This window comes from Bacillus cereus group sp. BfR-BA-01383 (assembly GCF_022663495.1).
GTDB lineage: Bacteria > Bacillota > Bacilli > Bacillales > Bacillaceae_G > Bacillus_A > Bacillus_A cereus_AU.
In genome coordinates, this window is record NZ_JAKUFP010000020.1 from 74,123 (window position 1) to 86,482 (window position 12,360).

Consider the following 12,360-nt stretch of genomic DNA (forward strand, 5'->3'; position numbering starts at 1 on the left):
CAGAATAAACTGAAAAATATATTAATAAATATTGCCTCTTCAAGATGAAGAGGCAATATTTATTAATAGTTATTATCGCTACCAAAGAAATCTTTGAACGATTGAATTGTTGTATCACGGTTTAATGCCGCAATTGAAGTTGTTAATGGAATACCCTTCGGACATGATTGCACACAGTTTTGAGAGTTACCACAGTTTGCAAGTCCTCCATCTCCCATAATTGCACGTAAGCGATCTGCTTTATGCATTTCACCCGTTGGATGTGAGTTGAATAAACGAGCTTGTGATAACGGTGCTGGTCCAATAAAGTCAGATTTACTGTTTACGTTCGGACATGATTCTAAGCAAACACCACATGTCATACATTTTGAAAGCTCATAAGCCCATTGACGCTTTTTCTCAGGCATTCTTGGCCCTGGTCCTAAGTCATACGTACCATCGATTGGAATCCAAGCTTTAACACGTTTTAACGCGTTAAACATACGACTACGGTCAACTTGTAAATCACGTACAACCGGGAATGTCTTCATCGGCTTTAAGCGAATTGGCTGTTCTAATTGATCAATAAGAGCCGTACATGATTGACGTGGCTTTCCGTTAATAACCATCGAACATGCTCCGCATACTTCCTCTAAACAGTTCATATCCCATGCAATCGGAGTTGTTTGGTTCCCTTTTGAATCAACAGGATTACGGCGAATTTCCATAAGCGCCGAAATAATATTCATATTAGGACGATATGGAATTTCAAACTCTTGGTCAAACTCTTGTGCATCTGGTCCATCTTGTCTCGTAATGATGAGGCGGATTGTTTTCTCAGACATGTTGTTTATCCCCCTTCTCTTCACCCTTAGCTGCTACATCGTGTTTTGAGGAATAGTCACGTTTACGTGGTTTAATTAATGAAACATCCACTTCTTCGTAATGGAATGCTGGTGCCTTTCCTTCTCCCTCAAATTTCGCCATCGTAGTTTTTAAGAAGTTTGCATCATCACGATTTGGGAATTCCGGTTTGTAATGCGCTCCGCGGCTTTCATTACGGTTATATGCGCCAATTGTAATAACACGTGCTAACTCAAACATATTTGCAAGTTGACGTGTAAATGAAGCACCTTGGTTACTCCATCTTGCTGTATCGTTAATGTTAATACGTTTGTAACGAGCCATTAACTCTTCAATTTTTGCATCTGTTTCTAATAATTTTTTATTTTCACGAACTACTGTAACGTTATCTGTCATCCATTCTCCAAGCTCTTTATGAAGAACATACGCATTTTCGTTACCATCAAGCGTTAAAATATTGTTAAATTTCTCTGTTTCGATTAATTCATTTTGTTCATATACAGTAGATGAAACAGCATCAGATGATTTAGAAAGACCTTTCATATACTCAATTGCGTTCGGTCCTGCTACCATACCACCGTAAATTGCTGATAATAGTGAGTTTGCACCAAGGCGGTTACCACCGTGCATTGAGTAATCACACTCACCTGCCGCAAATAAACCTGGAATACTTGTCATTTGCTTATAGTCAACCCATAGCCCGCCCATTGAATAGTGAACCGCTGGGAAGATTTTCATTGGTAGTTTACGAGGATCATCACCTGTAAATTTCTCATAGATTTCAATAATTCCACCAAGTTTAATATCTAGTTCTTTCGGATCTTTATGAGAAAGATCTAAGTACACCATGTTTTCACCGTTAATACCTAGTTTTTGCTCTACGCAAACATCAAAGATTTCACGCGTTGCAATATCACGAGGTACAAGGTTTCCGTAAGCAGGATATTTTTCTTCTAAGAAGTACCATGGCTTACCATCTTTATATGTCCAAACACGTCCACCTTCACCACGTGCAGATTCACTCATAAGACGTAACTTATCGTCTCCAGGAATTGCCGTTGGGTGAATTTGAATGAACTCACCGTTCGCATAATATGCACCTTGTTGATATACAGCAGATGCTGCTGTACCTGTATTGATAATAGAGTTAGTTGATTTTCCAAAGATGATACCAGGGCCCCCTGTTGCCATAATCACGGCATCAGCTTGGAAACTTTTAATCTCCATAGTTTGTAAGTCTTGTGCAACGATTCCTCGGCACACACCTTCGTCATCAACAACAGCTCGTAAGAAATCCCAACCTTCATATTTCGTTACAAGTCCTGCTACTTCGTGACGACGTACTTGCTCATCTAATGCGTATAGTAATTGCTGTCCAGTTGTTGCACCAGCAAATGCTGTACGGTGATGTTGTGTTCCACCAAAGCGACGGAAATCAAGAAGTCCTTCTTCCGTACGGTTGAACATAACACCCATACGGTCCATTAAATGAATGATACCAGGTGCTGCTTCACACATTGCTTTAACTGGTGGTTGGTTCGCTAAGAAATCCCCACCATAAATTGTATCGTCAAAGTGGATCCATGGAGAATCCCCTTCACCTTTCGTATTTACGGCACCGTTAATTCCACCTTGGGCACATACAGAATGTGAACGTTTTACTGGTACTAAAGAAAATAGTTCAACATTTACTCCTGCTTCTGCCGCTTTAATCGTTGCCATTAAGCCAGCCAAGCCACCGCCGACTACTATAAGTTTCCCTTTCATGCTCTCCCACTCCTTACTGGTTTGCTAGCTGTGGATCGATGAACGCTAATAATGCACTCACACCTACATAAGATAGTCCTAAGAAAATAGCTAATGTTACATAAGTAGAGATTCTTTGTGAACGTGGAGATACTGTAATTCCCCAGCTGATGCAGAATGTCCATAGTCCATTTGCAAAGTGGAAAATTGTTGAAACAACACCAACTAAGTAGAATGCAAACATAGCTGGATTGCTTAAAATATCTGCCATCATATCATAGTTTACCTCTTTACCTAACATTGCTTGAATACGAGTTTCCCAGACGTGCCAAGAAATGAAAATCAGCGTAACGATACCTGAAATTCGTTGGAAGACGAACATCCAGTTACGGAAATAACCGTAAGATACCGCATTGTTCTTAGCTGTAAATGCAATATATAAGCCATATATAGCATGGTACAGTATAGGTAAAAAGATGATGAAAATTTCTAGCGCATACCGGAATGGAAGGAGCTCCATAAAGCCTGCAGCTTTGTTAAAAGCCTCTGCTCCTCTTGTTGCAAAGTTGTTTACAATTAAATGTTGCGTCAAAAAGACACCAACCGGGATGACCCCCATTAATGAGTGCCACTTACGAAACGTATACTCGCGGCCTTTCATGTCCCCATTACCCCCTTGAATGTTTGACTGCTGTTTTCAGATTAATTTATAACAATAATGTTTTTTCACTATTGGCATAAGAAAAACTGAAAAAATTATTCGAAATATTTCAGCATAATTTGATACCAAGTTCATTTTACTCCTATTTTTGTCGAAGCGTCAAGAAAACGTATACATAATTTGCATATAATTTGCCAATTCTTTTTTTCTTCTTATATATTCAGATTTCCCTAAAGAAAAATCTGTTTTTATAAATGCGAAATGTTATATAATAATCCCTATAGAAAGAGGGGAATATTGTGAGTAAAAATACAATCGATATAACATCTTTAGAAGATGTTTCATTGAACGCCTTCGCTTATGAATTGCTACGTGAAGAATTACTACCTGATTTAATCGGTAACGATTTAGATGGTATTTTATACTGGTCCGGTAGAAACCTTGCAAGAAAATATCCACTAGAAACAATTGAAGAAGTCATTCAGTTCTTTGAAAAAGCTGGTTGGGGCACTTTAAGTATTATTGAACATAAACGTCGTGAAATGCAGTTCCAACTTAAAGGCACACTCATTGCTGAACGTCAAAAACAAAACAGACATTCTTCTTATCAATTAGAGGCAGGATTCATCGCTGAGCAAATTCAAAAGCAAAGAAACGTCGTTGCAGAGTCCTACGAAGAAAAGAAAAAACGTTCAGACTCTATTACATTTCTTGTGAAATGGGATATAAAAGATCTCATTGAAGTGTAAGTATTACCTACAGTCAACTAGACATATAAGTTTAGTTGACTTTTTTGTATTTTCATTCACATCAATTTATTTTAAATCTTCAGAAATTATAACAAAAAACAGAAGACATTGTAAACTACAACGTCTTCTTATCTGTTAAATACGTATAAATCGTCTCTGCGACATTTTTCGGCATACCCGCTTCGACAAATTCTGCTACAGACGCTTCTTTCATCTTTTTTAGCGATCCAAAATGTTTTAACAATATCTTTTTTCGTTTGTCACCAATTCCCGGTATATCATCCAGTGCTGATTGAATGACAGATTTCCCGTGTAATTGACGATGGAATGTAATCGCAAATCGATGCACTTCATCTTGAATGCGCTGCAATAAATAAAATTCTTGGCTATTCCTCTCAAGCATTACAGGTTCAGGTGGATCTCCAATAATTAAATGTGATGTTTTATGTTTTTCATCTTTTACAAGCCCTGCCATCGGAATAAATAATCCGAGCTCATTCTCTAGAATATCACTTGCAGCTGCCAGGTGGCCTTTTCCGCCATCGATAATGATTAAATCTGGCAAAGGTAAACTTTCTTTAAGTGCCCTTGTATAACGGCGTCTCACAACTTCTCTCATAGACTCATAATCATCAGGACCTTGAACCGTCTTAATTTTATACTTCCTATATTCTTTTTTCGCTGGTTTCCCATCGATAAAAGCAATCATTGCTGAAACAGGGTTTGTTCCTTGAATATTTGAGTTATCAAACGCTTCAATACGATAAGGTGTTTCGATCCCAAGTTGCTTACCTAAATGATCTACAGCTTTAATCGTTCGCTCTTCATCACGTTCAATTAAGTAAAATTTCTCTTCAAGGGCAATCTTCGCATTTTTATTTGCCAATTCTACAAGATCTTTTTTCTTACCACGTTTTGGCTGTGTCGCTTCAACTTCTAAAAAGCGCTCTACTAATTCTGAATCTATACTTCCTGGAACGACAATTTCCTTCGGCTTAAAATGACTACTGTTTTCATAAAATTGGCCAATGAACGTTAAAAATCCCTCTTCTGGTTCATCATAAATCGGGAACATAGAAACATCGCGTTCAATTAACTTTCCTTTTCGAACGAAGAAAACTTGAACACACATCCATCCTTTATCAACCGCATACCCAAACACATCACGATCCACTAAGTCACTCATAATCATCTTTTGCTTTTCCATAATTGCATCCATATGAGCAATTTGATCTCGCAATTCTTTCGCACGTTCAAATTCTAGTTTCTCTGAAGCCTCATACATCTTTATCTCTAATTCTGACCGAATTTCTTTATGCCCACCATTTAAAAATTTAATAATTTCATCTACAATTTCTTTATTTTGTTCTTCCGTCACTTCTTTCACACAAGGAGCTAAACATTGGCCCATATGATAATACAGACAAACTTTATCTGGCATATTCGTACATTTACGAAGTGGATACATACGATCTAATAGTTTTTTCGTTTCATGAGCTGATTGTGCATTCGGATAAGGGCCAAAATACTTTCCTTTATCCTTTTTGACGTTTCGCGTAATGAGTAAGCGCGGCTGTTTTTCAGCTGTAATTTTAATAAAAGGATATGTTTTATCATCTTTTAATTGAATATTATATTTTGGATCATACTTTTTTATTAAATTTAATTCTAAAATAAGAGCCTCCAAATTTGAGGAGGTTACAATATATTCAAAATCAACAATTTCTCCTACAAGCCGAAGTGTTTTCCCATCATGCGAACCAGTAAAGTACGAGCGCACACGATTTTTAAGCACTTTTGCCTTTCCGACATATATAACCGTCCCTTGCTTATCTTTCATTAAATAGCAACCAGGTTGATCTGGTAAAATAGCCAACTTCTCTTTCAAATGCTCGTGCACTCGTCTACCCCCATTTCTACATGCTTAGCATTTTTATTTTCACATGAAAACATACTATGCCAAAACACCCAACATACGTTCTTTTATTGTAACGGAAAGGTTTCAAAAAAGAAAATAAAAGAAGCTACCAAATGGTAGCTTCTTTATTTTAGAAGTGTTTAGAAACTAGTTCTACTAACGCTTCTTTCGGTTTGTAACCTAACGCTTGATCAACTACTTTACCGTCTTTTAATACGAAAAGAGCTGGAATGCTCATTACTTCGAATTGACGAGCAGTTTCTTGGTTTTCATCAACGTCTACTTTTACTACTTTTACTTTCTCGCCTAACTCTGCATCGATTTCTTCTAATACAGGAGCGATCATTTTACAAGGTCCACACCAAGGTGCCCAGAAATCTAATAATACAACACCTTCGCCAGTTTCAGCTGCGAAGCTTTGGTCGTTTGCGTTTATAATTGCCATTTTATTTCCTCCTTCAAGTATATTCTACCAAGAGTATATCATTAACTTATATACGTGGCGAATAATATGTATCGTTATGTATTGTAACAAAAAAATGTTCCTTTATACTATATAAAAATACGGATGAAATACTAAAAAGATGAGAGACAGGGGATCTCTCACCTTTTTCTATATATAGGGGTACTTCACTTGGAACTCAAGGGTACTCAAATCATGAATGTACTTTTAACTTTTTAAACTCTTCTGTTAAAAGCGGTACGACTTCAAATAAGTCACCGACAATACCATAGTCAGCTACTTTGAAGATACTTGCTTCTGGATCTTTATTAATCGCAACGATTATTTTTGAATTAGACATACCAGCTAAATGCTGAATCGCACCAGAAATACCGCATGCAATGTATAAGTCTGGCGTAACAACTTTACCAGTTTGACCAATTTGTAATGAGTAATCGCAATACTCAGCGTCACAAGCACCACGAGAGGCCCCAACAGCGCCGCCTAGTACGTCAGCTAACTCTTTTAATGGTTTAAATCCTTCTTCACTCTTCACACCACGTCCGCCAGCGATAATCACTTTCGCTTCAGAAAGATCAACGCCTTCTGCAGTTTTACGGACAACATCTTGAATAATTGTACGTAAATCTTTCACATCAACTGTAATAGAAGACACGTCACCACTGCGAGACTCATCTTTTTCAAGAGTCGCGATATTATTTGGACGTACTGTCGCAAATAATATACCATCTGTTACAATCTTCTTCTCAAATGCTTTACCAGAGTAAATTGGACGAGTAAAGATAACATTTCCACCTTCAACCTCTAAAGCAGTTACGTCAGAAACTAGACCAGCTTCCAGCTTCGCTGCTAATTTTGGTGATAAATCTTTACCAAGTGCTGTATGTCCAAATACAATACCTTCTGGTTTTTCTTCAGCATATACAGCTAAAAACGCTTGTGCATAACCATCAGACGTATATGATTTTAATTTATCATTTTCAACTGTCACAACGCGATCTGCACCGTAATGAATCAATTCATTTGCAAAAGAGGCAACGCTGTCTCCAACTAGAAGACCTACCACTTCACCGCCTTCTGCAATTGTTTTTGCTGCTGCTACCGCTTCAAACGAAACGTTACGTAGCGATCCGTCACGAACTTCACCCATTACTAATACTTTACGAGCCATAGATTTTCCCTCCTGCATATATAATTTCGTATTTTATTAGATTACTTTCGCTTCTGTATGGAGCAACGATACAAGTTCTTTTACTTGATCTTGCAGCTCGCCTTGTAACACTTTTCCTGCATCTTTCTTAGGAGGCAAATAGATTTCAATCGTTTTTGTCTTTGCTTCCACATCATCTTCTTCTAAATCTAAATCATCTAATTCTACTTCTTCTAGCGGTTTTTTCTTTGCTTTCATAATACCTGGAAGCGATGGATAACGCGGTTCATTTAAACCTTGTTGTGCTGTTACTAAAACCGGTAATGATGTTTCAATTACTTCTGTATCCCCTTCAACATCACGCTCGATTTTTACATTTGTACCGTTAATTTCAAGCTTTGTAATTGTCGTTACATAAGGAATATTTAACGCTTCAGCTACACGTGGACCAACTTGTCCAGATGCACCGTCAATCGCAACGTTCCCGCCTAAAATTAAATCTACTTCTTTATCTTTCAAATATTCAGCAAGTACTTTTGCTGTCGTGAACTGGTCACCATTTTCAACATCATCTTCAATATTAATTAATACCGCTTTATCGCAGCCCATCGCTAGTGCAGTACGAAGTTCTTTCTCACTATCTTCGCCACCAACTGTTACGACAGTAACCTCTCCACCTTGTGCATCTCTTACTTGAATTGCTTCTTCAATCGCATATTCATCGTAAGGGTTGATGATGAATTCCGCTTCGCCATCGTAAATTGCACCGTTTTTAATTACGATTTTTTCTTCTGTATCAAATGTTCGTTTCATGAGTACGTAGATGTTCATTCCATTTACCCCCTTATTTTTCAGAAAGATTCTATCAATTTTAAAATTCTGTTAATTTATATCAAAAAAACAATTGAACTACCTGCCACTAAATGAAGGTTTACGCTTTTCTAAAAATGCCGCTACACCTTCTCTTCCATCTTCACTCGTAAATACTTCACCAAAAATTTGAGCTTCGTGCTGTACACCTTCGTAATAATGAGACGATTTTGTCGTTTGCAATAACTCTAATACAGCACGAGTTGTTGCTGGACTTTTCCCAACAATTTGTTTTGCAATGTTAAGCGTATCGTCTAAAATTGTTTCTTCAGAAAACACCCCGTTAACAAGTCCCCATTTTAATGCTTCTGCACCAGTAATTGGTGTACTTGTTAACATCATTTCACAAGCTTTTGCTTTCCCAACATAACGCGGTAAGCGCTGTGTACCTGCAAAACCAGGAATCAATCCAAGTGTTAATTCAGGTAAACCAAGTTTTGCACTTTCGGTTACGAAGCGCATGTGGCAAGACATAGCAAACTCAAGGCCGCCGCCAAGTGCCGCTCCATGAATTGCCGCAATAACTGGTTTTGAACATTTTTCAACGCGCTCAAATGTAACTTGTCCAAGCTGCGCTAATTCTGTCGCTTGCTTCGCTTCAGTAACAGATGTAAATTCTTTAATATCTGCTCCTGCTGAGAAAAAGCGTCCTTCACCATGGAGAACAACAACACGAATGTTATCATCCTTTTCCACTTGATCGATTAACTCAGTAACATCATGCATAACTTGTGAAGACATTGCATTCGCTGGCGCGTGGTTTAACGTTGCCACCGCGATATGGTCTTCAACTCTTACAGATAGGAATTTCAACATGATCCCTCCCATTATTGACGATAACCACAAGCTGCAATAAGTAGCCCATGTACCGTTTTTGAAAGTGCGACCAGATTATACTTATGATCGCTCATTACCCAATTGGTCACAACTTCATCTACTGTTCCAAAGATCATTTGTCTTGCCACACGAACATTTAAGTCCGCTTGGAATTCACCTTGCTTTATACCTGTCTCTAAAATCTCATCCATAACTTGTAAGTAGCCTTTTAATACTTCATTTATTTTAAGGCGCAAGTCTTGATTGGACTGCCTTAGCTCTAATTGTGTAACGATAGCAAGAGGATCATTTTGTGATAACAGCAAGAAGTGCGTTTCTACCAACATGAATAACTTCGCTACAGCGCTTTCAATTCCTGCTATTTTTTGACGAATTGTTTCGACAAATTCCCCCATCTTCTCCTGGAATAAGGATATTAATATATCTTCTTTATTTTTAAAATATAAATAAATCGTGCCATCAGCTACCCCAGCTTGCTTTGCAATTTTAGAAACTTGCGCTTGATGGTATCCATTCTCCGCAATCACAATAACTGCCGCATCAATAATTTGATTGTATTTCGGTCTATTTTTCTTCACTTTACTGTCCCCTTCAAGAAGATGACTGAATGAATAGTCATTCATATTCTTATAATACTTACTATTCAGAAAAGTGTCAATCCTATTTTTTCAAAAAGAAAGGGCCTTAGCCCGTTTGCTCATCCTCATTCTTTCTCTTCTCTTCATCTATTAGGACACGGCGTAAAATCTTTCCGACTGTCGTCTTCGGTAATTCACTTCTAAATTCATATACTTTCGGGACTTTGTATGCTGCTAAATATTTACGTGCAAACTTATCTAATTCTTCTTCTGTGCATTCGGCGCCTTCTTTCAAAACAACAAATGCTTTTACAGTTTCTCCTCGATACGGATCAGGGACGCCAATTGTTACTACTTCTTGCACCTTTTCATATTCATATAATACCTCTTCCACTTCACGAGGATATACATTAAATCCGCTAGCAACAATCATATCTTTCTTACGATCTTTCACATAGAAAAATCCAGCCTCATCCATGTAGCCCACATCACCTGTATGAAGCCAGCCATCTTGCAATACAGCTGCTGTTTCTTCTGGTTTATTCCAATACCCCTTCATAATTTGAGGGCCCTTTACAACAATTTCACCAATTTCACCTGGAGGTAATGCCTCTCCAGTTTCAAGTGACATGATGATTGCCTCTGTATCCGGCCACGGCACACCAATACTTCCTGGCACACGTTTTTCCCATAAAAAGTTCCCATGTGTAACTGGCGATGACTCCGTTAATCCATATCCCTCTACTAATTTACCACCTGTAACTCTCTCAAACTCTTCCTGTACTTCTACTGGAAGCGGTGCGGAGCCACTTATACAAGCCTGAATAGAAGAAATATCGTATTCTTTTAAAAGAGGGCTATTTAAAAGGGCAATATAAATAGTTGGTGCTCCCGGAAATAATGTAACTTTATGTTTCTTAATTGCCTCAAAAACCATTTTCATATCAAACTTCGGAATAAGCACCATTTTATATCCTTGCATAATACTCAAATTCATTACCGCTGTCATGCCATATACGTGAAAAAATGGTAGGACTCCAAGAATTACTTCTTCTCCCTCTGTGCAATTGTATAACCAATGTGCACCCATCAAAGTATTTGAAACAAGATTTTTATGCGTTAACATGACCCCTTTTGGAAAACCTGTCGTTCCACCAGTATACTGCAAAAGAGCCAGATCATTTTCAGGGTCACATGGCACTTCAACATCAGCATTACTTTCCCTTTCTACTGATTTCCAAAGGTGAATTGTTTCACTTTCCGACACATCCACAACAAGGTTTGCTTGCTTTTTTTGTACAAATGGATAAAGTAAATTTTTAGGGAACGGTAAAAAATCTGCAATACGAGTTACAATAACGTGCTCAAGCCTTGTAGCATTTTGAACATTAGTAACTTTCGGAAACACTAAATCAAGGCAAAGAATGACTTTTGCCCCTGAATCATGAAGTTGATACTCAAGTTCTCTTTCTGTATAAAGAGGATTCGTTTGTACAACAATCCCCCCCGCAAGCAAAGTACCATAGTAACCGATTACAGATTGTGGACAATTCGGTAACATAATCGCGACTCTATCACCTTTTTCAATACCAAGCCTTTGAAGATAATTTGCAAACTTCTTTACCTTGTCATGAAAATCTGAAAATGTAATATCTTTACCTAAAAAGTGAAGCGCTTTCTTTTCTGGATAACGAGAAACCATTTTCTCTAAATATCCATGAAGTGGCTGAATATCATAAGAAATAGTACTAGGAATTTCCTCTGGATAACTTTTCAACCAAGGTTTTTCCACCTTCATTCCCCCTTCAAATACATAAAAAAAATAAATGAATGTTCATTCATGATGGTTGTTTTCATTATATTATAGTCACCACAGCGTTACAATCATAATATTCTGACTTTTATATAACTATGCTTTACTTCATTAACTTCTTATTATATGTATAAACTCTCCTAATCTTAAAAGAGTAAGAGAGTTATTAGTTAGCTTAATCTTATAATCGTTAACACCGCTCCTGGGGTAGCTGTTGATAATGTTGCAACAGCTAACAATCCAAACAATTGCAGACTGATTGCACTTCCCGCTGCCAGGGTCGTAATAATTGTTGCACTAAAAGATGTGGTTGCTAGCGCAGGAGCATTGATAGTCCCAGCAAGCGGCGCTCCATTAATTGTAATTCGTGAACTTACTAATAACGAAGCGGTTATATTAATTGTATATGAAATATAATAATTCCCTGCATTTGCAGCTGTAAATACTGTGTTCCCCCCAGACACTGTAATTCCTGGACCGATATTCTGATTGTTCGGAAGCTGGACATTTGTTCCACCAAGTAGTACCGATATTGCTGTACCCGACGTATTATTTGCAAAAGCATATGTTGCCGTTATACTTGTGCCTGTTGCTCCTGTGTCGCCTGTTGGACCTGTTGCTCCTGTTGCTCCTGTTGGACCCGTTGAACCTGTTGGACCTGTTGCTCCTGTTGAACCCGTTGGACCTGTTGCCCCCGTTGAACCTGTTGCTCCTGTTGCTCCTGTTGGACCC

At 38.0% G+C, this 12,360-nt stretch carries 12 protein-coding genes; 1 reads left to right on the forward strand and 11 read right to left on the reverse strand.

Annotated elements, in window-relative coordinates:
• Positions 1-62: 62 nt before the first annotated feature.
• From sdhB to sdhC, 3 genes are read right to left on the reverse strand one after another with little or no spacing between them, the layout of a single operon-like run.
• A complete protein-coding gene (gene sdhB, locus MR065_RS17950) occupies positions 63-824 on the reverse strand; it encodes a succinate dehydrogenase iron-sulfur subunit (RefSeq protein ID WP_001291830.1) in 762 nt (253 codons plus the stop codon).
• A complete protein-coding gene (sdhA, locus tag MR065_RS17955; protein WP_061677094.1) occupies positions 817-2,610 on the reverse strand; it encodes a succinate dehydrogenase flavoprotein subunit in 1,794 nt (597 codons plus the stop codon). Before sdhA ends, sdhB begins: the two co-directional genes overlap by 8 nt.
• A 13-nt stretch (positions 2,611-2,623) precedes the next feature.
• Positions 2,624-3,250, reverse strand: coding sequence for a succinate dehydrogenase cytochrome B558 (gene sdhC / locus MR065_RS17960; RefSeq protein ID WP_000678358.1), 627 nt, complete (start codon positions 3,248-3,250; stop codon positions 2,624-2,626).
• Between the two features lie 299 nt (positions 3,251-3,549).
• On the opposite strand from sdhC, the gene MR065_RS17965 reads away from it, so the two are divergent.
• A complete protein-coding gene (locus MR065_RS17965; protein WP_000042215.1) occupies positions 3,550-3,999 on the forward strand; it encodes a YslB family protein in 450 nt (149 codons plus the stop codon).
• A gap of 115 nt (positions 4,000-4,114) precedes the next feature.
• Here the strand turns inward: MR065_RS17965 and uvrC are convergent, their stop codons facing one another.
• The 8 genes from uvrC to MR065_RS18005 form a co-directional block, all read right to left on the reverse strand.
• Entirely contained in the window at positions 4,115-5,899 is a 1,785-nt protein-coding gene (uvrC, locus tag MR065_RS17970; RefSeq protein ID WP_242214603.1) for an excinuclease ABC subunit C, read from the reverse strand.
• A gap of 148 nt (positions 5,900-6,047) precedes the next feature.
• Positions 6,048-6,362: a thioredoxin gene (gene trxA / locus MR065_RS17975; RefSeq protein ID WP_097905941.1), complete on the reverse strand. Its 315-nt coding sequence runs from the start codon at positions 6,360-6,362 to the stop codon at positions 6,048-6,050.
• 211 nt (positions 6,363-6,573) lie between these two features.
• The gene (etfA, locus tag MR065_RS17980) at positions 6,574-7,551 is read right to left on the reverse strand and encodes an electron transfer flavoprotein subunit alpha (RefSeq protein ID WP_000101961.1); all 978 of its coding nucleotides are present in this window, start codon (positions 7,549-7,551) and stop codon (positions 6,574-6,576) included.
• Positions 7,552-7,587: 36 nt separating this feature from the next.
• On the reverse strand, positions 7,588-8,361 hold the full coding sequence (gene etfB, locus MR065_RS17985; RefSeq protein ID WP_242214604.1) for an electron transfer flavoprotein subunit beta/FixA family protein: 774 nt from the start codon (positions 8,359-8,361) through the stop codon (positions 7,588-7,590).
• Between the two features lie 78 nt (positions 8,362-8,439).
• On the reverse strand, positions 8,440-9,216 hold the full coding sequence (locus MR065_RS17990; RefSeq protein ID WP_242214605.1) for an enoyl-CoA hydratase: 777 nt from the start codon (positions 9,214-9,216) through the stop codon (positions 8,440-8,442).
• An 11-nt stretch (positions 9,217-9,227) separates the two neighbouring features.
• Positions 9,228-9,815: a TetR/AcrR family transcriptional regulator gene (locus MR065_RS17995; RefSeq protein WP_472927165.1), complete on the reverse strand. Its 588-nt coding sequence runs from the start codon at positions 9,813-9,815 to the stop codon at positions 9,228-9,230.
• Positions 9,816-9,921: 106 nt separating this feature from the next.
• A complete protein-coding gene (locus MR065_RS18000) occupies positions 9,922-11,607 on the reverse strand; it encodes a long-chain-fatty-acid--CoA ligase (protein ID WP_242214607.1) in 1,686 nt (561 codons plus the stop codon).
• Between the two features lie 191 nt (positions 11,608-11,798).
• Positions 11,799-12,360, reverse strand: a 562-nt coding sequence (locus MR065_RS18005) for a BclA C-terminal domain-containing protein (RefSeq protein WP_472927166.1), incomplete at its 5' end; no start/stop codon positions are given.